We start from the raw sequence: 22,675 nt of genomic DNA, 5'->3' as shown, positions 1-22,675 counted from the left end.
AGATCTGGTATCAGCTTCGGTTTAGAGGTCCGCTAAGCTGGGGTTATGACCACCTCTGCTGTGTACCGTCACCCACCTATCGCTGTGGTCCTTCTTGAGGTGCGACACCCTGTCTCTGAGCTCCCTGCGCCCGCACTTCCCCTCATCAAGGAGGCGCTGCGGGACTACACCCCTATTGAGCGGGTCGAGCGCACCATGGGGTTCGAAATAGCACCGAATGGACAGCCAATCGGCGCCAAGGAATCCATTTTGCCGAAGTTCGTCTCGCGTGACGTGCATACCGCAGTGACGTACCGCCCGGACGGAGTCGCCATTGAAACGACCGACTACCTCGGCTGGGAGTGGTTTAAGCAAGTCGCCGAACGTGCACTGTTTGCTCGGCAGGAGTTCGCTCCGGTGGATGGCATAGAACGCATTGGGCTCCGGTATGTGGATGAAGTGAGAGTTCCACATAGTAACGGAGTGCTCGACTGGTCGGACTGGGTAATATCAGACCTTCTGGGTCCTCGGAAACAGGTAGAGTCCTTAGGGTTGAGGCTTCAGGAACAACAAAGTGTCTTCCAGTTTCAGATGCCTAGTCCCGGGATGACCTTCACCCTTAGGTGTGGGATAGGTACGGGAGCCGTAGTCCAATCTTCAGATAACTTGCGTAGACCCCAGGAGCCTCCACGAGACGGGCAGTTCTTCCTGATAGACAGTGACGCGGCGTGGGTGGAGCCGGAGGGGAAAATTCCTGAATTCGATCCGTCCCACATTTTAAATGTATCCGAAGAGCTTCATTCTCCGATCAAGAAAATGTTTGAAGAACTCATCACGGATAAGCTTCGAGAGGAGGTCCTCAATGGCTCAGACTGACTTCAAGTCCATTGCTACGGGCGGCGATGATCGGTTCAAGCTAGCTGATCTACCCCAGACGCGTTCCCAGGCGACCTCGTCTATTGGTCGTCTTGTGGATGCGACCGATCAAAACTACCGAAACTGGGCGGGGCTTGGCCAGTCTATTCAAAATAGTCGGCGCGACGTCCTGCTACTTGATCTTGATCAGCGTGCAAAAGCGCATGCAAAGGAATCCCCGCGGGACACTCTTGAGGATCTTGCGGATCTTGGATTTTCGTGGCGAAGTGTGGCGGCTGTTCTGGGTGTCAGTGTTCCCGCTGTAAATAAGTGGCGTCGTGGTGAGGGCATCAGTGGTGAAAATAGGCTGAAGATCGCAAAGCTTCGGGCAATGGTCGATATTTTAGAAGTTTGCTTCATTAAGGAGCCTGTTTCATGGTTGGAGATGCCGATTCAAGAAAGGGTTGCGCTTTCTCGAATGGATCTCCTGGTCGGCGGCCGGTATGACCTAGTGATTGAGCTTGCTCGAAGCGAAACCGGGAGCGTTGGAGCAACGGCGGAGGATGTCCTTAACGAGTTCAACCCGCGGTGGCGCACCGAGTTGGTGGACGATCATTTTGAGACCTTCATCGACGCTGATGGCGACGTGGGAATCCGACCGAGAGGCCAATAACCGCTAATGTCCGAAGACGAGTTTCTGGAGACGCCGCCATCGTATGATGACTTGTATATGGCGAGAGGGGACGAAGTAGAACCGCTTCGTCCAGTGTTCACGGGCGATGTCTTCGAGCACCCTGAAGGTCTCTTAATGCTCGTTCAGCATCCCTGCGCCCTTCGTCGAGGGGCATACCTACATCCTCGTTTGCTCGTCGTGGAGGTCGAGGAAGGGGTAGTGAGAAGCAAATGGACTAAGCAGGCGTACACGGAAATGCCTTTACCTGATCTATTTGGCGATGGCAAAAACTACGTTGCAAAATTTATAAATGTTCAGGTTGTAGATTCCGACTCGCTAGATCCTGAAATTCGTGTGGCCACCCTTTCTCAGTTGGGCGTCAACCTACTTTTGCAACGATGGGTTTACCATAACACTCGAGTTGCAATTAAAACGTCGACCTATGATGATCAAACGTTCGGCCCATTCAATGAGGCGGAGTTGCTAGAGGACTGGATGGGGGAGTTTCCTGCGAAAGAAGATGCACTCCTGGAGTTCGACAAATGGATTCGAGACGGTAATCCAAGCAAGCAGGATAAACTAAAAAATACTCAGTCGGCCAGCGGAGTAAGGCGTGAAATGCGAGAATACCTGAAGAAACTGAAAAAAATAACTGCACTCAACTCCGAGCAGTAGTTACTTTTCTGAGTTGGAGGGCACACGACGTTTGCAACGCAACCATCCACGAAGCCTGAGCTCCGCGCAGTTAGCTCGATGGCAACACGGAGTCGACCTAATCGGTTTCAGGTCGACTCCGTGTTGTTCGCGGTGGCGGGCCGCGGCGCCTGGGCGGGCACTGCCGTGGCCAGGCCACCACACCGAGGAACGGCCGGGTGGTGAGTCCGGCTTGGTGGTGTTCCCCGGCAGTCTCTAGGTCTGCACGTATCCCTCCGTATCATCGGACCACTCCCAGACGTGGCCGTCATACGAGACCGGTCCGAACTCGTCATCAAGATCGACCGGTTCGGCATCACCCGTGTCGATCAGGTCGACCATCCGCGCAGCGTCGATCACCGCCGGCCCCGCCCCGTCGCCCGAGTCCGGGAGCGATCCGGTCGCGGCGACCGCCGCCGCGATCGGGGTCGGCCGTGCCGCGATGTCCGCCGCGATCCACTCCCGCGCCCCCTCGAGCAGCGTGACCTGCACGGTCGGCGGTTCGCAGCGCCCGTCGATACAGTCGCCGAACTCGTCGGAGTTGGCCGCCAGGCGTTGCAGAAGCGGTTGGTAGACCTGGTAGTGCCAGCTTCCCGGCGACCACGAATGCACCTGACCGTCGCCGAGCTGTTCGTAGGCGACCTTGTGCGCCGACATCGCCGCCGTCAGTTCCTCGACCATCTTCGGGTGCCGATACCAGCAGCCCTTGATCCGATCGGTGAGCCGGTAGCAGCCGCGAAACCACTCCACCCAGTCGATCAACTCGTCCCACAACTGTTGTGCTTGTTCCTGGTCGAGATGCCGCCACGACAGCCGGCCCGGCGTGTACTTGCTCATCCGAGCACCACTTCCCCGCCCGTGCGGGACCAGGCCCAATCGGGCAGCTCCCTCGTCTCGCAGACCCAGTTGTAGACCTCTCGAGAGTCGAGCACCCGCTTTTTCCAGTGCGGAATGTCCCACACCAGCGGGAGATGAACCCGCGCCGGCGCCGCACCCCGGTAGATCATCAATGCCTGGTCAGCAGGCATTCCGCGAATCTCCGGAGCGGTCATCACCTTCGTCTGCCGAGGAGCCTGCGTCGGAGACCACCACTGTTCGCGTTCACCGGTCAATCGGGAGATCTGCTCGAGCTCGTTCACATCACCGAGGCCGGGCAGGATGATCCGCACAGGCGAGTTCGTCGTGAACATCTTCCCCGCGCTCGGACCCCATCGCCGGATGTTCTGCTCCTGACCGTGGCAGAACGCCCAGATCGAGATTCCTCGCCCGGCGCTGTCGGAGACCTTGTCGGGCAGATCCGGGATGGGCGCGACATTGTTGACCTCATCGAGAACGAACCGCACCGGAGGGTCGATTCTCTCCTCCGGGTACTCCCGCGAAATCTCTTTGGCCAGGTAATATGCCTCCGCCGCCAACGCCGTGACGATCGGTGCACTCGAGCCGTAGGAGCCTTCGGAGATCAGATACAGCGTCCCGCCGTCGCGGATGAGTTGCGCGAGGTTCACCGACTCGTCGGCGGTGACGTTGACTGCCGCCATCAGCTTCGGTGAGGCGAGGGGATCGAGCAGCGTCGAGACCGTCGACATCACATCGTCGACCGAATCCGATCCCGAGCCGCCGAGCTGCGAATACTCCACGCTCCACGTCGGCAGGTCCCGGTCCAGAATCTCCTTGACCTTCGGCACCTGCCGCTGCATCGCCCAGCGATAGAAGGTGGTCACATCCCCACCGGACACCGCGGCCGCATACAGACAGCACCGCAGGTACTTCGCTGCGTTCGTCGAGAAGTACCCACTGTTCTTGGTATCGCCGAGGGGAACAGCCTGCACCAGCGCATCGGCACGCCGGATCGCCGTGTCCGGGTCATCGCAGCCGGCCAGCAGGGACCACCGCATCGGCGTCGGCCACCGCGTGATGCCCTCGGGGTCGAACACCTCGACCGGGCCGGACGCCAAGCGTTGCCCCACCGTCGACCACAGCAGATCAGGTTTGGTGGTCGTGGCCAGCACGAACCCGACCGACTCGACGATCCGCTGCCAAGCCAACCGCCAGCTCTTGCCCGATCCGGTGGGACCCTCGACGAGCGTGCCGTCCCGGTACTGGACGAACACCTCGGCATCTTTGCCATGCTCGCCGTAGAGCGTGCCGATCCGGGTCGCCACCTGATGCGCGTCGATCTTGCGGGCCGGAGTATCACCCAAGCTCGCCCGATTCGTCTTCGCGGCTTTCACTGCGCTCTTACGATCGAGGCCGCGCTGCCGCAGCTCCGCCCGGTCCGCAAACCCTTCTTGGCGCGTGCGCTTAGCGCGTTGACGTGCCGAAACTTTCCCGTCAATCACGAGCACGACGGCGATATAGGCCAGCATCGCTGCGATCAGGCACACCCACACCGCGATCGCCGAGCCCGGCCGCGAGTCCTCGGGCCAGCCCACCGTCGGGTCGCCCGGCGTGAGCACCAACGCCCGCAACACCGACAACGTGCCGTACAGCCCTTCCGGGAACACCGGACCCGCCCCGGTCACCAGGCCCGCAGCCGCGCCCCCGGCGTACACCGTCCACAGGACCCCGCCGATCACCACGACCACCAGGCCGGTACCGACCGGAATCACCGGCTGTGTCGGCCGCTGCTGACCCCGCTCGTTCACTGCACCGCCCCCACCAGCTCGGCCAGTTCCTCGGCATCGAGAGTGTCCGGGAGCCGGGTCTGCCCGACCAGCGTGCTCGCCTCACCCCGAATGACCTCATCGGTGTCGGTGAGGGTGATCTCGAGCGGGGACCGCTCGTGCTTCATCAGCACCGGATCGGACTTGCCCATCACCACCAGGCACTGCCCCTTGTGCATCGACATCAGCAGATCGACGCAGTATTCGGGCAGGTGGTACATGCGAACCGTCTGCTCGGCATCGTCCACCCGATCCTGTCCGTACAGGAACACGATCCCGGCTTCCTGCATCAACGCCCTGGCCGGAGAATCCGCAGGTAGATCGGCGATGTGGTGGAACGCTGAGACCGTGGACAGGCCCAGGCCGCGAGAGAGCTTCATGTTGTCGCGGAAAACCCTCCCGGTCGAGCCTTCCGCGATGTGCCAGCCTTCCTCGACGATGAGAATGGTCTGCTTGTGCTCGGATGCGCGAGCGGCGAGAACATTCGACAGCCACGTATTGATGACCGTCATCACCACCCGCAGCGCCGGTCCCTTGTTGGGCAGTTCGGACACGTCGAAGTGCACGAGCGGATGGTCGAGCGCATGACGGACATCGGCCGAGGTCGGCTGATCGACCAACCCTCGCAGATCTCCTTCGCAGAGCTGCCGCAGCGCCAGGCCCGGATCACGACCCCACCGGCACGCTTCCTTCTCCCACACCTCACCGAAGGTGACTGTCGCTTCCTCCGGCGTGGATAGCAGCAGATCGGCGACATCACGCAGGATCGGCTCGGTGCCCTCGCTGCGGGCACGTTCGTTGACCAGTCTCAGCGCCAGGTTCAGCGCCGCGATCTCCGTCTGCACCAACGTCCGCTGCATGGTGTCCTCGAGTACCGCGGCAATCAGCACTTCTTGACCGGCCGGCACGATGCCACCGGAAGTGGTCACCGACGACGAAATCGCCGGGTCCATGATGTTCAACCGCGCACCGTCACCGCCGGTCTTGAACCTGATCGACGGCACCCCCAGCGACTTGGCGAGCTCGGTGTACTCACCACCGCGATCACCCTGACGCTTCTTGTCGATCACCACGACCTGACGGCCGGCCGCGATCTGCCGCAGTCCCAGGGTGGTCTTGATCAGTGAGGACTTCGCCTTGCCGATGTCACCGACCACCGCGACGTTGATGTTCTCAATCTCACTTCCGTACAACGCGAACGGATCGGTGATGACCAGCGCATTCGACATCAGGTTCCGCCCCGACACGAGACCTTCGTGCCGCACGTTCTTGCGGGTGGTCGCCAGATTCAGCGCTTCGGCCTGGCGAGTTGTCGACCACACCCCTTCCGGGCGTGGCTCGTACCATCCCCACCGGTCGAGCCACTTGTTGCGCTTCGGCGGACGCCGACGAGGAACCACCGGCGTGTCCGCCTGATCTACCTCCGGAGCGGTCGGCGCAGGCGCAGCGCCCTTTTTGCGGCTGCGTAGTGACGGCATCAGACCCCCTTGGCCCGGGTGTACTTGGTGGCCGCGAGTCCACGGCCGAGCGGCAGAGTAAGGAATTGCGCGACATCGTGGCTGTCGTCGAACCAGGTGAACTCTTTGATGGCGGCTTGGTCGGCGGCCTGCTCGAGCCGCGCACACGCCCGCATCACCGCATCCTCATCCGGTGCGGTGACCGACACTGCCATCGACCAGATCACCCCGTGGTGTCCCGATCCCGGCTTGAGGTCTTCGCGGCGACGCAGCGACGCCGACGCCATGACCTCCGATGCACCGTCGGTGACCTGGCCCTTCTTTCGCTCCTTGTACTGGCGTGCTGCATCCTCGGTCGCGTCCTTGCGTGCCACCTGGCGCGCTTTGACTGCATCGACGAAATCCATCCGCACCTTCACCGTGCGGATTGTGGGCTGGGCCGGAAGCCCCTCAACAGGATCGCCGGGGTCCGGGTCGACGCCGGTCAACAGCGGCGAGAGCCATTCAGCGTGCAGCGGGATCGGTTCGATCGAACCGGGTCGGATCAACCCGACTCGGGTATCCCATCGGTCGGACACCCGTGTCGACAGGTCTCCGCCGACATACGACGGCCAGCAGTTGCCCCAGTTCGCGCCCCGGTGGGCGTCGAGTGCGTAGGACGGATCGAGCATCGAGCGGAACACCGCACAGGCACGCTGTTGGCCGAGCACCTGCACCTGCCCGAGCCGGGCCGAGGTCAGCGCGCCGACCGCCCGCATGGTCTCCTCGACGATGACCTGGCCGATACCGGCCTTCGTCCCTACGCCCTTACGCTTGGCGACCGCTCCGGCCGCCGACAGCAACTCGACCGACTTCGGGAAGATCAGCGTGGCGTAGCAACGATGCTCTTCCGACTCCGGGGCCAGACCGTCGATGAGCTGGCCGTAGGACTCGACCGCAGGCATCACCCGGTGTGCATGAGGATTCGCACGCACCACCGATTCCATCCACGCCACGTGCGGAGTCAGATCGGCCGGCACCGAGCGGTGCACCATCTCCAGCCCTCGAAGCAGTGAGGATCGGCGCGCGAACGAGGCCAGCGTGCGCGAGAACGCCTGCGAGGTCACCGCCCATTCCTCCGCGCCGCGGAGTCCTTCGGCGAGCCCTTGAATCGACAGCACCACCGAGTAGTAGTTGTTGTCACCAGGCGTCCGGTGCTCGAGGATGAACATGTCATCGAGACCTGTATCGGTCAGATCCAGCGGAGCGACATCTCCGAGCGGCACCGGGAACTCCCAGCCCGGATCGGCTCCGAGCACCCCGTACAACTCATCACCGGGCGCCCGGTAGACGTGTTCACCGTGCTTTCGCCGCCGCCGATCCCGGATCCGGTGCAGTTTCTCCCCCGCCCAAGACCGGCGACCGTTGATGTCGGTCGTCGCCCACAGCGTGCCGCCCACCACCGCAAGGACACCGGCCAGTGTCCAGATCGTCGATCCGAAGAAGACGAACAGGAACATCGAGAGCATCAGCGCCGCTGCATAGGCGAACAGCACCGGTTCGGGAACGGGGATCAGTCCTCGGCGAGCGATTTCCGAGCCGAGGATCGAGGTGCGCTGCTCACTGTCACTCATCACTGATCTCCCATGTTGTCGGCTCGTTCAGGAGCGTTCTGTGCCGCCTGGGCTGCCTTGTTCAGCGCTGCGCCGCCCACGGTCCCGGCCACGACAGCCGCTCCCACCCCGGCCGATGCGACCGTTCCGGAGATGCCCTTGGCTGCCCCCATGAGCTTGCGAGTGCTCGCCCCACCGCGCCCCCCACCGCTATGACCTGCGGTAACGCCCGAGTGCTGGTGGGAGGTCGACCCGGCGGAACTATGGGACGTCGACCCGTTCGAGGTGGAGGCCACTCCCCCACCAACACCCCCTCCGCCGACAGGATGGGAGTGTGCCGCCCCTGCGGAGCGGGCCGCAGCGACCTCACCCCCGCCACCACCGCCGCGGGCCATCATTGCCATCTGCGCGGTCTGCAAAGTGCCGCCCAGCCCTTGTCCGGTCGCCGATCCGGTATCGCCGAAGCCTTCCGAATCTTCACTGGACGGCATGAACGGGGCGTACTTGAGCAGCGACCACGGAGCGAGTCCGACCAGTCCGATGCACACCGCCGACATCGCCAAGGCGCCAAGCGATGCGAGGTCACCGTCGACGTAAGCCCCGGCGCTGCTGTCGATCAGCACCGTGGCCAAGAACCCCAGACCGAGGAAGATCACCGGCTTGGAAAACACGATCGAGATGAATACGAAGATCGGGCGCATCGCCTTCTTCCGCAGGTTCGGATGCACCCACAATCCGAACGCGACACCTGTCAGGCCGGCGAGGATCGGCAAGGCAGCGGCGTGCATCAACATGCCGAAGAACAACGCCAGCGACCCGAGAAACAACAACCCGAAGAACACGATGCCAGTCAGAGAGCCACCGACGACGGTGTCGCTCGTGATGCCTCCAAGCATTGCCGATACTGACACCACCGCCTGCTCCAAGTCCTGCTTGAGCAGTCCGGACAGGGAGGTGGTCAGCGCGTGCGAGAGCTGGACCAACATTTCGGCGGCGGCCGGGGCGAACATCATCGACAGCACACCCAACGGGGCGTACCCGATCAGGCTGTGCGCCAGTTCCATTCGTGTCGATTTCTGTGCGGAGGTTCGGTAGATCGTGAACAGTGCGGTGATCGACATGACGAACACCCCGATTCCACAACTGACCGCGTACCACCGCAGGAAACCTTCATCCCGCGGGTTGAACTCGTGGATGTTCGCCAAGCCCTCAAGGACCGAGGTGGTCAGCGATACCGCGCTTTCCTTGGTGCTGTTGGCCCAGTCGTCGATCACGCTGCCCGGATCAGCGATGAACGCGACCACATCACCGGCCTTGTCCACGGCCGCCATACCGAGGCCGACGCCGAGCTGGATCTGAAGCGGCGTGGCGGCCTTGAGGACCACACCACCGACTCTGGCGAGATCAAGGAACCGGTCAGCGAAGTCCTTGTTCTGCTCTTTCCAGTTCCAGATGCCACCGAACATCGCTCCGACCTGTGCGTTCCAGCCCCGGCACTGGTTGATCTCGCTGATGTTGGTGCCCTTGTCGCAGTCGAGGAAATAAGCCCTGTTGCAAAGCATCTCGTGATCGCTGCACGGATTCTCGAAAATGTCGTCCGGCAGGTTATCGACCCACTTCTGTTGCTTCATCACTGCGATCGAACCGGCGTCGGGTGCTGCCGCCCAGGTAAATCCCCAGTGGTTCCCGCTGGGCTCCGACCACTTCGCCAGATCCGCAGCGCATACCTTGGCCGAGGGCGAGAACTCCGGGTCGCCACCAGGGAAGGATGCCGGCCAGGTGGTCGGAGCCTTGCCATCGAGCACCGCTTGCTTCGCTTCATCCTCTGAAACACCCATCAGTTCGGCGTACTGCGCGATTCGCTGCGTCACAGGGGACGCCCAGTAGAGAATTTGCTGGTCGAAGCGGAGGTACTGCGCGAGGTACTGCCCGAAGTCGCCACCCTTGTCCGCACACGCCGGATCGGTCGACCACCCGGCCGCCTCGAACTCCGGGTGACCGGGAAAGAACTCCTTGAGCTCGTCTGGCATCCCAGCAGGCCACCCTTCGGCAGCGCCACTGAGCGGCTGCGCCCACGCAGGCGTCGCACTCGAGGCCAACGCGAGCACCGCCAGCAGCACCGCAAGCAAAGTACGGACAAGGGATCGCATGATTACTCCACGAAGAAGGTGTAGAGGCCGTTCGCGCCGAACTCGGCGAGAGTGGAATCCCCTTCGGGGAACGAGACCTCTTCGGGCTCGGGACCGGACCGGAACGTCCAATCCACGGCCTTCCAATCCCCGTTCTCCCACTCCAAGGTCACCGTGGTCGTGGACCAGACAGTAAGGACGCTGACCTTGCCCGTGCCGCTCAGATCGTTCTGGCTCGCCGAGACTGCCCACACCGACACCACCGCACGGTCATCCGAGTAGTCCGTGACGTTGACCAGGGCGGGAAGGACGTTCATCACCGTGCCCTCGGCCTGAGTTACGCTCTCGTCAAGGACTGCCAGCAGCACATCGCTGGCATTGCTACCGACGAGGGCCGATTTGGCTTCCTCGGCAGAGATTCGACCGAGAGAGACCTGGTTTGCGGCCTGCACGAAGTTCGTTGCTGCGGTCTGTGCTCCGGCTTCGGTGCGGTCATAGCCATGCGGAATCCCGTTGGTGATCGAGTTGGGACCGTGCCCGGTCCGCACCGTGTCGGACTCCGAGCTACCGCCGTCCAGCCCCGCGAGAATGATCCCGAGGATCGTCACCACGAGCAGGATCACCAGGCCGTACTTGAACCATGAGGGCAGTCTGTCGAACGCTGCCTTCCATCCTTTGGTCTCTGCCGTCTTCGCCGAGGATGTCGGCGTCGGTGCTGCTGTTGCCGAGGGCGATTGCTGGGAGCCCGGCTTGATCGAGCTGAAATCTGGTGCCATCTGATTCTCCTAACAGTGCTGGTAGATCGGCTATCAGCCGTTGACGACGAACAAGATGGCGCCGACGATGATCCCGGCTCCGGCCACGCAACCGAACGCCACACCAGCGGTCTTGGCCGAATCCATCGAATCGCTCAATTCGCTCTGGTAGCCCCCGGCGCGAGCCTTACGGATCTTGTAGAGCGAAATGATCAGGTTGACTGCGGATACCGCCAGGACCGCACCCCAGATACCGCCCGCAATCCGCGACCAGGTGCTCTGGAACGTAGGACCGAACACCCCCAGATCAGGGGAGATTCCGTCGAGTGGATTGTCGGTCTGAGCCGAGGCGGTACCGGCGGTGAGCAACACCGTGCCGATCGTGGCCGACAGCAGGGACGCAGCACGGGCCACACTACGAGGTAGCGACCGCATCGAGGTATTGCGAGACATCACAGGGGTCCTTTCACACAGAAGGTCAGGCGTAGGGATCGAAGCTCGACGGCTTCGGTGGTTGCGGCCGTCGGGCCGGGGCCGGCGGATGGTGCACCTCAGCAGCGGATTCGCTCGAGGCGTCCGGTTCGGGGGCCGCTTCCGCCGCCTCGGCGGTGGGCCGGTAGTCCAGGGGCAGGTCCCTGGCCGGGTCCGTCTCAGGCACCCGGTCAGCAGGAGCGGCAGCGGGTTCCACTACCGGGGCCGGGGGCGGCTCAGCTGCGGGAACCGACTCGGGAGCCGGGGCCGGCTGGGGCGCTACGAAGCTCGGAACGTCCGCCGCGAATGTCGGCGGAGCCGGTTCCGGGGCGACCGCCGGAGCCGGTACTCCCTGTTGCCGGAGTCCGGCCTGCCGCTCGACGATGGCCTCGGCTAGCGCATCGGTCACCATCGCCGCGACATTCGTCCACGCGATGATCGAACTCTGCGACAACGCCTCGAGCGTGATCCGCTCACCGGTGGCGAAGACCGGCTCGAATGGGACCCGAACGTAGGTCTGCACACCGAGAGAGTCGAACTCGTCGACAATCGCAGTTTCGAGGTTCGGATCGGACCCCGGTGTCGCGCACAGCAGCACGATCGCAGAGCGCACCAGATGCTCGAACCCCCGCTTACGGAGGCCGTCGAGCATCGCGTAGGCGTGCTGCGCCATGTCCCGGCGCATCGGCAGCGGCACCACCAGCACGTCGGCGTGGCGCACCGCCCACTGCCATGCCCCGGCCTGCGGAGTGGTGGCTGTGTCGATAATCAACAGGTCGCGATGGCGACGAAGCACCGCGCCCAACGCCGCGCACTCGTCCTCGCCGAGCATGTCGTCGTAGGAAGAATCGGTGTCCCCGGCCAGGATCTCGTCGTGGGTGGGCTGGAGCCGCAGATACGCCGCCAGCTCCCCCGCCTCGACGTCGGCCGACATCAGCCGCGATGCGTTGTCGAGGACATCCCACACCGTGCGTTCGATGGGTGCGGTGCGCGCTGCGCGAATGCCGAGGGTGCCGCCGGCCTCGCTCATATCCACTGCCACGACCCCGCGGCCGCGATGCTTACCGAGCATCGCTGCCAGCGCAATCGACGTCGGAGTTTTGCCGGCTCCGCCCTTGGTGTTGACCACAGCGACCGTGCCCGAACCCGGCAGCGTTCGCTGGATCGCTTCGACCGCCGCCCGGTGGCCGGTCTCTGCCGATGCCGCTTTCGGGGCCAGTTTCGTTCCCAGAGCTGCATTGATCCGACCCCGCCAACCCCACTGAGCAGGCTGAGAAAGTGCCGGTGAGGCGGCCTCGTCGAACAGTGCGCCGTGCCCGGTAGACGGCATTGCTGTCGGCGCGATCGGCTCGTCGACGGCCGCGAGAGCATCTACTCCGACCCCGTACGGATCGGCGATGTCCTCGGTTACAGGCTCAGGAGCCGGGGCCGGTTCGGGTTCGACAGCGGGACGGTTCGGGCGTAGCCGCAGCCGACGCGGGTCGATGGTCGGTTCGTGGTTGTAGTCAGCGATGTCAGCCATCACGCTCACCTCACAGGGTGGTGACGGACGAAACGCGCCATCCGTCGCCGTTGTCGGTCAGCACCACGGCGACGTACTGCACGTCTGTGCCGATCTCGGTGCCGCTGGAATCGGTGACCGTGCTGGTCACCTCGTACATGCCGTGATACTTCGTCGCGGTATTGGCCTGTCCTTGGTTGGGGACCTCCACCGCCACGGCGGTGACCGTCGCGCCCTGCGACGCCCACTGTGCCCACTCACCGCTGGCCTTGACCGGGATCTGCACATCGGCGCGGACCTGCGCGTCGAGTTCGCCGGTCAGCACGCCCAGATCGGCGGCCCGCACCGGCGCGTCGTTGCGATTGGTGTCGGTACGGGTGTCATAGGAGAACCAGGTCTCGACGACCGTGCGGCCGAGTTCGCCCGGATCGGAAGTGTCCACACTCGGTGCCGCCGGAACGGGGGTGGACTGCTCGATGGGCGCAGCCGGTTCGGTGGGAGGCCATGCCTCCGTCGACGACGGCTGTGCCGACGAGTTCGTAGTGGTCTGATCCTGGTCGGTCTCGGAGCTGCATCCGGCCACCGTTAGGGCTCCGGCGAGGACACCGATCAGTGCCAGTCGGCGGATCATTCGGCCACCACCAGATCCGACAGGCGGATCGCCCGCCATTCGCCGTAGCCCGGTTCGAGGCACCACTGCTCGGCCGGATTGCCGGTCGGCGTCACCTCGAGATCAAGAATGACCTGCTTTTTCGCCGCGAGATCGGCCAGTTTCACCCCGTCGATGCGTTCACTGCTCACCCGCAGACGCAACCGAACCGCCTCGACCTCGAGGTGGTCGCGGACTTTCGCAGCGAGGAACACGGCTTTACCGGCGCTGGCCTCATCCGCCGAGTCCTGATCGCCGGGCCGGAAGATCCGATCGTCCTTGTGGAACGATCCGTACCAGGCGACATCGCTGGTGTCGGCATCGCCGACGACGGCGAACGAGCCACGTTCGTCGCCGGCCGAGGCCAAAGACACCACCGGAGCCGACGCGGCGGCTGCGGCCAGCTTTTCGGCCCGTTCACGCTGCTCGCGTTCTCGCAGGGCGTCGTAGTCCACATCGAACTGCTTGTAGAGCTCGCGCTTGATCTTCGGCCACTGGGTGCGCGTCATCAGGTTGTTCTCCGCAGCCCAAGCCCGCAGGTCCGAGGCCGTCATCGCCTGGACTGTCCGGGTCGATCCGAGGGTGCGGACGGCCGATTCCGCCTTGTCCCACTCTTCACTCACGGTGTGATGTTCCCTTCCTGGTGTGTCATCGTTTCCGATGTTCTGGCGTATGGAATCCGTTGTGCATCAATTAAATCGGACGGCTCTGACATGTTTCGGGGGCGTCCATTCGGTGATCCGGACCTTCTCTCCGGACTGGGGCGCTTCGACAACTTTGTTGTCCCCCATCCAGATCCACACGAGGCCGGGGTAGGGCTGCACGATGTCTCCGGGTTGCAAGTCCGCCGCCTCGGTTACAGGCGTCCCTCGAGGATCGTTGACCTGAGCGGAGTCCTGGTGTGGCAGAACGATTCTTCCGTCCGTTGCCTGCGCCACCGCGTACACGACCAGGCCCGAGCAGTCGAAGCCGACCTTGTTGTGGTCGCCGTGCTCATCGGCGACACCGCCATCGGCGATGCCGCGAGTCGGTCCGGTGGCATCCCCGCCACCCCAGGCGTAATCGGTGCCCAGCCATCCAAGTGCTGCATCGACCACCCGCGAACCACTCACCGACGGCGGCCGAGGCTGGTCGACACCGGCGAAGTCAGCGCGGCCGGCCAGGATATTGCGGACGTAGCTCGTGGTCTCCGCGTTGCCGCACACCCCGCCGGAAGCGAGTGTGTTGCCCGGCCCGCAGTTGTAGGCCGAGAGCATCAACTCGGTGCCGTCACCTGAGACTTTTCCCTCGCGGAGCCACTGCTGCGTCTGCTCCCACATCTGGCAGTCGTAGGCGGCCATCGCCATCACCGAATCACCGATGGAATTCACGTCGGCCACGCCGTCACCGTCGTAGTCCTGGCCGATCGAGGCCCAGGTTGCGGGCATGAACTGCCCCGGCCCGCGTGCCCCCGCCGGAGACACCGGCGAGGAGGGACCGTAGCGGAACTGGTTCTCGGCGTAGAGCTGGGAGGCCAGCAAAGGAGCGTCGATCGCCTCGCAGGTCTGAGCCGCCTTGACGATCCACTCCCGGAACTCCTCGGGGACCGATCCCGGCGCGAGGGAGCGTCCGCCGGGGCGCGTCAGGCCGGTGCAACCGGCACCGAGCGGAGTCTCGGCCGCGACCAGCTGCACATTCGGCGAGGTCGGACGCTGTTGCGGGGCGTCGAGTTCAGACGCATCGGCCAGCCACGGCATCGGGTCGATCGGAGATCCGCCGTCTAGTCGGCCCCCGGGCCAGACCTCGAAATGCAGGTGCGGTCCGGTCGAACCTCCGGCGTTGCCGACCAGGCCGATCAGATCCCCGGCGCGCACCTCGTCACCGACGGAGACGAGAACACCGTCCGGGAACATGTGCCCGTAGACCGTCGAGATGGTCGACCCGTCCGCGGTGGCCGAGTCGACGATGATCCAGTTGTCGAAACCGTTCTCATCGCTCGCGCCGGAATCTCCTGCTGCAACAACGATTCCGTCGATCGGTGCATAGAAGGGCGTACCGATCGGCGCCGCCAGGTCGATGCCGTTGTGCGAGGTACCCCAGCGCGGGCCGAAACCAGAGGTGAACGTGTAGGTGCCGGTGACCATCGGCTGCACCTTCTTGCCGGTGGCAGCACGCAGGCTGTTCGGTGACCGGGACGGTCCCTGCGTCGGCAGGCAGTTGTCCGGATCGGGATTGTCGCTGCCGCACATCACCAGCGCACCCATCAGGGCCACGACGCTGGCTGCCAGCGTAGTTTTCGTCGTCGAAGAAGCCACGTTCTCACCCCCTTTGCATGAGTGCTTGTCGCTAGCCCGCCCAGGCCATGCACGTGAGTGACTTCGCATCCGCCCGCCCGAGGTCGGATGCCGTGTTAGTGGAAGGCTCCTGGTCCTGGAAGCGGCACCACCCGCTGACCAGGACCGACCGGCCTCAGCCGATCGCCTTGGCGAAAACCTTCACCATCGTGTCGATCGCGTTGTCCCTCCCATCCGGGGACCAGCTCGGATACGCAATGTGCGAATTCGAGGCGTAGAAACTCGCCGCGGTGAATCCTTCGGCCACCAGCTGCCCCAGCTCGGCCGCACTGTCACTGCTCGCCAGCGTCATCACCGACTGGCCCAGGCCGGCCAGATCACTGTCCTGTGCCTGCACCGACATCAGCGAGCCGATCGGATCGCCCGCATCGTGCAGTTGATCGGGACTCATCTTCTGGCCCGGGGTGAGCACGCCGAGAGCCACCTGCGCCAGATCCACCGCCACCGGCATCAGCCGAGACAGCTCGAGCACGTTCCCGCTTTCGGCCACCGACCAGGCGATTTCCTGAATCTCGCCGACATTGCGGGCCAAGCGGATCACATCGACGTTGCCGAGCAGATCAAGCACCAGCGCGGCGATTGCGGCCGTGCCGGACGGGTCCGGAACCATCGCCACCAGCCGTGAGAGTGTCTTGAAATCCACCCCGGCAGCCATCTTCACCAGCGGGGAGAGCTGATTGTTCAGATCGCCCGCGACCGCGTGCGCCCCGTGCACATCGCCGGTGGCAATCTTGATCGGAAGCTGCTGCAACCCGGCCGCCACCGCCGGATAGTCGACCGAGGTCACGCCGGAGACGACGCCCAGCAGTTGATTGATGATCGTCGTCGGCTTGGCTACCGAAAGCACCTGCGTTGCTGTCCGCAACTCCACCGGACCCGAGGCCGCCAACGGCGACAGACCCGCGACCAGCGCATCTGCCGACCCTGCCAGCGTCGACACATCGACCGACTCCCCCGAGGCCCGTGACTTGAGCAAGGCCGTGCTCACCCCGGTCACCGCTTCGGCGGCCGACAACACCGCCGGGACATCGACCTGCTCGAGCATGTCGAGCACGCCCGCCGTGGTCGCCTCCGGCGATCCCTCGGGAGCTGAGGTGAACGTCTCACGCGCGCCCGGATTGCTGTCGATCCACTGTCGCGCCTGGTCGACCGGCGTCAAAGTCTCCGACACCAGCCGCGCCTGCTGCGTCATGCGGGCGATGTTCGCCGCTGAGGTGGTCGACGTCGGACCAGCGGCCTCGAGCGAAGACACCGACTCGGCCAGTTGCGAGGCTGCCCCGAACACCGCCGACAGATCCGCGTTGCGCCAGGTCCCCGGTGAGGACAGCTCATCGACCAGGGAGGATTGCGCCACTGTCGACGTGCCGGTGATCGTCGGAGTCTGGGGTGATGCAGTCGAGGCGAGTTCGGCAGAGACATCGACCGCTCCCGGCGGATTGGCGATGATCCGGCCCAGAGACGCCAGGAACGGCGTCGACTGACCATCGGTGTTGCAGTACGCATCGTCCGGGTGGCAGATGTCGAACACCTTGCCCGCGAGCTTGCCGAACCCTTCCGGGGCCGGCCCCGCGATGCCCTGACCGCTCAGGGGCGGGCCGATCAACGTTGCGCCCTCGGTGCCCCGCTTCGGATTGGCGAGCAGAATCACCGCCTTGACCTGCTGCGGAGTGACGGGGCCGAGACCGTGGCCGATGTTGACGGCCAGATCGTTGCCGATCTGCGCGCCCTGGCTGTACCCGGCGATGAGGTACGTCGACGACGGGCACCGCTCCATCAACTCCGCTGCCGCTTTGTCGCCCCGCGACTTCGATTCGGCATAGGACGTGCCGTTGAAGAACGCCTCGCCCGGATACGGCACGTACACCACGTCGAGGTTCTTGCCGAACCGTTGCTCGAGTGCGTCACCGACCGCCGCGAGCATGCCCGTCGGCACGGTCGGATCAGCATGAGCGGACGTTTCCGTCGTGCCGGGAATCATCAGCGCGATCGTGCGCGCACACACATTCGTTTCCGCTGCATGAGCAACCGTCGGTGTGCTTACCGCGGCCGCGGTAAGCACTGCTGCCGCTGCCAGAGCGAGACTTGCTTTCCTCATGACCCGACCTCTTCGATGGAGCGGATCATCACTCGGCCGTCCTCGGCCGTGGTCGTTGTGATGCGCTGTTTGAACTCGTTGCGCCGATCCGGGCGGACCTCGGTGATCTGCGCGCTGTAGGTGTTCGGCCCGATGGCCGTGACCTCGAGGCAGTGCGTGGTCCCCAGCGGCACGGTGTCGATGCCCTGCTGGATCATTGCCGCGTCGGGCAACGGTGCATCAGGGGCCATCAACTCCCGCACCGACTCACCCGAACGCAGCAGGTAATAGCGGTGTTCGAGCGCCGCGATCACCCCTTCGCCGGAGAGTTGGTCACCCTCGCCAGGGGAGCACGGATCATCTGCCGCTGCCGCTGCCGCTGCCGCTGCCGCGGTCGGCGCAGCGGTTGCGGTGTCCGGGACCAGGCCACCGAAGTCCGCGTCGTCGTCACCGCCGCCGACGAGAGCGGTGATGCCCCAGCCGGCCAGTCCCACGACGACCACGGCCGCGAGGCCGAGACCGGCATAGGTCAGTCCCTTCCCGACAGGGCGGCGCGCGGTCACCTGCGTGGTCGGGTGAGTGGCGCGGCGACCGGCATCGGCCGCCGCGACCACTCGAGACGCCGACTCACGGGCGGACGCGGTTCTCCCGGAGGAAAAGCGCTCTTCGGCCACCGGTACCGACACCGGCACCGGCACCGACTCCCGAACCATGCGGGTGCGAGGTGCGGTCGCATCGAACACCCGAGGTGAGCCCGCTCGGTCGTTCCGCTTCATCGGTTCGTCTCCCTCTTCGACTGGACTCAGGCGTCGACTGCCGGAGCGGGCGCGCCGAGACCCAGACCGACCGCCTCGCTGACCAGGCGCGATGCCAGCCCCGGCGTCGCGTCGGTGAAGAACGAGTCGAGTGCCTGGTCGACCTGCTCGATGACCTGCTCACCGCCGGGCTGTGCCTGAACGAAGTCGCGGACCTGCTCATCGATTGCAGGTGCGGTCTCGGTGGCGAAGGTCTGCACAGCGTCGACCGCAGCCGCACCGATGGGATCCTCTGACCACTGCGCGAGCGTGGTGTCGACCTGTTCTGTGACCTGTTCGGCCTCGATGTCGGGCACCTCGGTTTCGATCGGCGTGGCATCCTCGCCCGCGCCGTAAGCCGTGCCGACCCCGTACCCGGCCAGACCGCCGCCGAGTGCGCCCAGTCCACCACCGACCGCGCATCCGACTCCGAATCCGGCCGCCGCACCAGCGGCGGTAGCGGCAACGCCCGAGGTCACGGAAGCAACCCCCGGAATCGGCAGAGGCACCATCGTGCCTGCTCCAGCCCCGACGATGCCCGCGACCGTGCTCACTGCCAGTGCGGTCGGGACACCAGCCGCGAGGCAGCCGGTGCCGAAGCCGGTCGCTGCACCTACGGCCGTGCCTGCAACCTGGGCCGAGGCGATCTTTTCGGCCTCTTCGGTCTCCATGCCGGTCGACCGGTGGTAGTCGGTGACCATCGCCTCGACCACTGCGGTCGTGCGGTTGGTCTTGTCGGCATCGACGTCCGAGACCCAGTTCGGCTGGTCGAAGATCACCCGGCCGAAACGCATCTTGTTGACCGGAGCCTCGATCGGCAGGGTCGGGCCTTCCACCACGACCGGCGCCTGCGGAGCAGGAACGCTGTAACCGGAGTAGCCGGAGTTGTCGCCGCCCGAATAGCCGTTGTACTGCGCCATCGACACACCGCCGCCGGTCTGCGGGTTGTAGGCGCGGGTGCCGCGGTTGTACTCGGCCGGAGGCGCTACCCAGAAGTTCTCGGCGGGCTGCGGATCAGGGGCCGAGGGTGCAGGAGCAGAAGTCGAGGGGGGCGTGGAGGTGATGCCCGCCTGCCCACCACCGGACTGCGGCGGGGACGTGATCCCTGCCTGCCCGCCGCCGGAGTCGCCGGTCGGCGCTGCTGCTGCCGTCGGCGCAAAGGCAAGGAGCAACCCTGCTGCCGCCGGCGCCAGAGTCGCGGTGCTGAGCACCGCACTGGTCGTTCGGCGGCGCCGGTGCCTGCCGGTGCCGGAAACCAGCTGATCTTCGTTGGATACGGACATGTACATCGCCTTTCCTGCGAATGAATCGAGTCCCGAATGCGTGAAGGACCTGAGCGAGAAAGAGATCCGTCAGGGCCGAGAAGATCGGGTGGTCACCACAGGGAGGTAGTCCGCTTGTGCACGTGTCGGTAGCGCCGACTAGGTGCGGGAACGCTGCTGCTGGCGCGCACAGTCGAGTAACGCCAGAACAGCAGCGCCCGACAAGGAAGTGGGCTCTCGTCCGCAGTGACCTGGTGCCCGAGCTTGCGTAGTCAGCCCGGACGGGTTGGTACGTAGGTGGTTCAACCCCGGATACGTGACACCGACGCCAATCACTGACACGTGTCCGGGGTTTTCCCTTTTTCCGGTGGCCTCACCGTGGCTCGCGCTGGTTGCCGGCCAGACGCTTCCCTCGGCTCAGCCGATCGTTACCTCCTTCGCTGCAAAACCCTTCATTGAAACTCTATTCCGGAACATTACAGCAAAATTTATTCCAGTGGAAGATGACGCAAGCCATTCCTGTAGGGCAGTGTTATGGCTCGTGGAAAGGTTTCGGGCATGACGAGACGGCCTCTTCGGGGATTCGACCGGGAGAGGTTGATCGATCTGCGGATGGAGAAGGGTTACACCCGTGGTGACCTGGCGAGGTTCGCCGAAGTGAGCGTGGCGGCCGTGCGAGCTTGGGAGTCCGGGCAGGCGACCCCGCAGGTGGACCGTCTGGCCCGTGTCGCTGCCGCCCTCGACGTTCCGATGTCCGAGCTGGTGCGGATATCCCCGCACGACCGGTATCTGGGCGATCTGCGCGTCCAGGCCGGCCTGACCCAGCCCCAGCTGGCGCTGCAAGCAGGCATTTCCACGGCCTCGCTCAGCAGCCTCGAGCTGGGGGAAACCTCGCTGCGAGAGACGGTAGCCGAACGACTGGCTCGAGCTCTGGGAGTGGACACAGCCGAGGTCCGCGCCGCCTACGAACGGGCCCGAACCCGACCGCCGGGCACACCCGTCTGACACGCGCGACACACTGTGTGTCGACGCACGACAAATACGGATAACCACGTCTGAGCTCCCCCCGCGGAGATAGCAGCCTGCCTCACGCGGACATGCGGAAGCGGCCGAAACCGGCTGTGCTACATCCGAGGCCGAGTGGACAAGCCCCGGGAAATCCCCACGGGCGGGGACGCGGAAGACAAACTATCAGATCACGGCCGATAGTCCGGGACCAACCTACCCGCCTCGCACCCCCCGATCGGATCCCTGCACATCCTCTGTGGCCGCATCGAATTCGTCGGCAATCGTTGAAATCTGAACGAGCACCAGGCGGTCGCTGAGAGGACCGGGATACGGGCTGATCGACAATTCAGCTGCCCGCCAGCCAGATTCCGAACGCAGACGAGCAGCGACACACCGAGGCGCGGTATCCCCCGAGCAAAACGTTGCCAGCGCATCGGCCAGCACATACCGATCGTCGGGATGCACGATTTCGTTTCCGCCCTTGATGTTTCGCCAGAATACCCACGGTGGAGCATCCGGCAGCCACATCGTCAGAACGGCGAGGTCGGCGGCGAAGACGCCGGTGTAGACCCCCGCTGACCGGAGCATCTCCTGCATTCCCAGCTCGCTCAACGTCGGCAACTCCGGTGACGTCGTATCGGAGACGTCGTGCCACAGCAGCCGCAATCCCACGTTGCCCGGATCAGTACGGCCCTTGCCCCAGCAGTACCAGCGCATCACCCGACCGTCGGCGTGCAGAACCGACATGGGAGCCTCCCACCGGCGACCGTGCACCGGATCGATGCCCAGCTCGAACAACGACGCCGAATCGTCGAACTTCACCGCCTTGGCGATGTACTCCGCAGGAGTTCGCTCCGGAACGTGCTCTTCAGGAAGCACCCCGGACATCATCGAGGCTTCGACCGTCTGGCCGATCACCATCCGCTCGAGACTCCACGCAATCCCAGCTGCGATACGAGGTGGGGTGGGAACCCGGCCGGGCTCCCCCACCCATACCTGGACACCGTGCGCATCCCCGCTGGGGCCGAGAACGGGCAGCGCCTCGATGTGAAACGCCTTCTGCGCCCCCTTACGCGAGCGCAGATCGATCGACACCGGCCGACGAGTGCGGATCACCTCGTCGATGATCCGCGTGACCGGAAGATCCGGGGCCGGCTGAACATGCCGGGTCACCGACGCCCAATCCTTGACTACGCCGCCGCAGCTGACAACGGACATCTCGCCGTCGACCAACGTCTCGACCAAATGCCACTCGTTGAGAACCATTGACGTATAACCTCCCCCGAACCGTGGGCACAGTACGGCTGCCCAGGGGGAACTTACCTGTCGGCCGCCTCCGTCACTGACGCGAGAGCTTGACCTTCAACCCCCGCGGTTTGAGAGTGATCGCCTCGTGCACGTCGAGCTCGTAACCCGGTTCCGGAGCGAAGTCGTACCGCCGGATCAGCGACGCGAGCGTGAGCACCGCCTCGTGCAACGCGAACTGCCGACCGATGCACGCCCGGATGCCGGTGCCCCACGGTTTGAAGATGTGCGCCGGCCGTTTGCGCACGGCCGCGGGCTCGAATCGATCCGGGTCGAACCGCTCGGGATCGTCGCCCCACAGCGGGTCGCGGTGCAGTTGCGGCAACAGCACGAACACCCACGAACCCTTCGGCAGCGTCCGTCCGCCGAGGGTGGTCTCACCACGTACCTTGCGGAAATAACCCGGGGCGGCCGGCCACAACCGCAGCGTCTCGTCCACCACCCGCCGCACATACCGCAGCTTGGCGACCTGCTCGTACCCG

General features: G+C 64.6%; 20 protein-coding genes. 4 read left to right on the top strand and 16 right to left on the bottom strand.

Annotation, left to right across the window (positions count from 1 at the left end; translation table 11 throughout):
• The first annotated feature begins 45 nt into the window (after window positions 1-45).
• The 3 genes from ACQR3U_RS16280 (at window position 46) to ACQR3U_RS16270 (ending at window position 2,182) form a co-directional block, all read left to right on the top strand.
• Window positions 46-855, top strand: a complete 810-nt coding sequence (locus ACQR3U_RS16280) for a TIGR04255 family protein (protein WP_230810943.1) — start codon at window positions 46-48, stop codon at window positions 853-855.
• A complete protein-coding gene (locus tag ACQR3U_RS16275; protein WP_230810942.1) occupies window positions 842-1,507 on the top strand; it encodes a transcriptional regulator in 666 nt (221 codons plus the stop codon). Before ACQR3U_RS16280 ends, ACQR3U_RS16275 begins: the two co-directional genes overlap by 14 nt.
• Window positions 1,508-1,726: 219 nt before the next feature.
• Window positions 1,727-2,182, top strand: a complete 456-nt coding sequence (locus tag ACQR3U_RS16270) for a hypothetical protein (protein WP_230810941.1) — start codon at window positions 1,727-1,729, stop codon at window positions 2,180-2,182.
• Between the two features lie 234 nt (window positions 2,183-2,416).
• Here ACQR3U_RS16270 and ACQR3U_RS16265 read toward each other — a convergent pair whose 3' ends face one another.
• The 14 genes from ACQR3U_RS16265 to ACQR3U_RS16200 all read right to left on the bottom strand — a co-directional run bounded on the left by ACQR3U_RS16265 (window position 2,417) and on the right by ACQR3U_RS16200 (window position 19,901).
• Entirely contained in the window at window positions 2,417-3,037 is a 621-nt protein-coding gene (locus ACQR3U_RS16265; RefSeq protein ID WP_230810940.1) for a hypothetical protein, read from the bottom strand.
• On the bottom strand, window positions 3,034-4,845 hold the full coding sequence (locus ACQR3U_RS16260; RefSeq protein WP_230810939.1) for a type IV secretory system conjugative DNA transfer family protein: 1,812 nt from the start codon (window positions 4,843-4,845) through the stop codon (window positions 3,034-3,036). Before ACQR3U_RS16260 ends, ACQR3U_RS16265 begins: the two co-directional genes overlap by 4 nt.
• A complete protein-coding gene (locus ACQR3U_RS16255) occupies window positions 4,842-6,185 on the bottom strand; it encodes an ATP/GTP-binding protein (RefSeq protein WP_033098666.1) in 1,344 nt (447 codons plus the stop codon). The genes ACQR3U_RS16260 and ACQR3U_RS16255 overlap by 4 nt, the downstream gene beginning before the upstream one ends.
• Window positions 6,186-6,340: 155 nt before the next feature.
• Complete coding sequence (locus tag ACQR3U_RS16250; protein WP_230810938.1) at window positions 6,341-7,933, bottom strand: hypothetical protein; 1,593 nt, start codon at window positions 7,931-7,933, stop codon at window positions 6,341-6,343.
• A complete protein-coding gene (locus tag ACQR3U_RS16245; RefSeq protein ID WP_230810937.1) occupies window positions 7,933-10,062 on the bottom strand; it encodes a hypothetical protein in 2,130 nt (709 codons plus the stop codon). Before ACQR3U_RS16245 ends, ACQR3U_RS16250 begins: the two co-directional genes overlap by 1 nt.
• A gap of 2 nt (window positions 10,063-10,064) precedes the next feature.
• The gene (locus ACQR3U_RS16240) at window positions 10,065-10,817 is read right to left on the bottom strand and encodes a hypothetical protein (protein WP_230810936.1); all 753 of its coding nucleotides are present in this window, start codon (window positions 10,815-10,817) and stop codon (window positions 10,065-10,067) included.
• A gap of 33 nt (window positions 10,818-10,850) precedes the next feature.
• Window positions 10,851-11,168 carry a hypothetical protein gene (locus ACQR3U_RS16235; protein WP_225623901.1) on the bottom strand — a complete coding sequence of 106 codons (318 nt, stop codon included), beginning with the start codon at window positions 11,166-11,168 and terminating at the stop codon, window positions 10,851-10,853.
• Window positions 11,169-11,274: 106 nt separating this feature from the next.
• Entirely contained in the window at window positions 11,275-12,789 is a 1,515-nt protein-coding gene (locus tag ACQR3U_RS16230; RefSeq protein WP_269065823.1) for an AAA family ATPase, read from the bottom strand.
• Window positions 12,790-12,799: 10 nt separating this feature from the next.
• Window positions 12,800-13,399 (bottom strand): hypothetical protein, encoded by a 600-nt coding sequence (locus tag ACQR3U_RS16225; RefSeq protein WP_230810935.1) that lies wholly within the window; start codon window positions 13,397-13,399, stop codon window positions 12,800-12,802.
• A complete protein-coding gene (locus ACQR3U_RS16220) occupies window positions 13,396-13,971 on the bottom strand; it encodes a hypothetical protein (protein ID WP_230810934.1) in 576 nt (191 codons plus the stop codon). The genes ACQR3U_RS16225 and ACQR3U_RS16220 overlap by 4 nt, the downstream gene beginning before the upstream one ends.
• 135 nt (window positions 13,972-14,106) lie before the next feature.
• Window positions 14,107-15,711, bottom strand: coding sequence for a peptidoglycan DD-metalloendopeptidase family protein (locus tag ACQR3U_RS16215; protein WP_230810933.1), 1,605 nt, complete (start codon window positions 15,709-15,711; stop codon window positions 14,107-14,109).
• 154 nt (window positions 15,712-15,865) lie between these two features.
• Window positions 15,866-17,728, bottom strand: coding sequence for a cutinase family protein (locus ACQR3U_RS16210; RefSeq protein ID WP_269572354.1), 1,863 nt, complete (start codon window positions 17,726-17,728; stop codon window positions 15,866-15,868).
• Window positions 17,729-17,841: 113 nt separating this feature from the next.
• Window positions 17,842-18,600, bottom strand: a complete 759-nt coding sequence (locus ACQR3U_RS16205) for a hypothetical protein (RefSeq protein WP_230810931.1) — start codon at window positions 18,598-18,600, stop codon at window positions 17,842-17,844.
• A gap of 26 nt (window positions 18,601-18,626) precedes the next feature.
• Window positions 18,627-19,901, bottom strand: a complete 1,275-nt coding sequence (locus ACQR3U_RS16200; RefSeq protein WP_230810930.1) for an insoluble domain protein — start codon at window positions 19,899-19,901, stop codon at window positions 18,627-18,629.
• Between the two features lie 537 nt (window positions 19,902-20,438).
• Between ACQR3U_RS16200 and ACQR3U_RS16195 the strand changes: the two genes are divergently transcribed.
• The gene (locus ACQR3U_RS16195) at window positions 20,439-20,885 is read left to right on the top strand and encodes a helix-turn-helix domain-containing protein (RefSeq protein WP_230810929.1); all 447 of its coding nucleotides are present in this window, start codon (window positions 20,439-20,441) and stop codon (window positions 20,883-20,885) included.
• A gap of 216 nt (window positions 20,886-21,101) precedes the next feature.
• On the opposite strand, the gene ACQR3U_RS16190 is transcribed toward ACQR3U_RS16195, so the two are convergent.
• Together ACQR3U_RS16190 and ACQR3U_RS16185 are read right to left on the bottom strand one after the other, a co-directional pair.
• Complete coding sequence (locus ACQR3U_RS16190; protein ID WP_230810928.1) at window positions 21,102-22,154, bottom strand: GAF domain-containing protein; 1,053 nt, start codon at window positions 22,152-22,154, stop codon at window positions 21,102-21,104.
• Between the two features lie 73 nt (window positions 22,155-22,227).
• Window positions 22,228-22,675, bottom strand: a 448-nt coding sequence (locus tag ACQR3U_RS16185; protein ID WP_428692130.1) for a cytochrome P450, incomplete at its 5' end; no start/stop codon positions are given.

Source organism: Rhodococcus sp. IEGM1339, from assembly GCF_050321925.1.
In the GTDB taxonomy this organism is placed as follows: domain Bacteria; phylum Actinomycetota; class Actinomycetes; order Mycobacteriales; family Mycobacteriaceae; genus Rhodococcus; species Rhodococcus pyridinivorans.
Note: the sequence above shows the minus strand (reverse complement) of the source record. Positions and strands in the feature narration are given on the sequence as shown.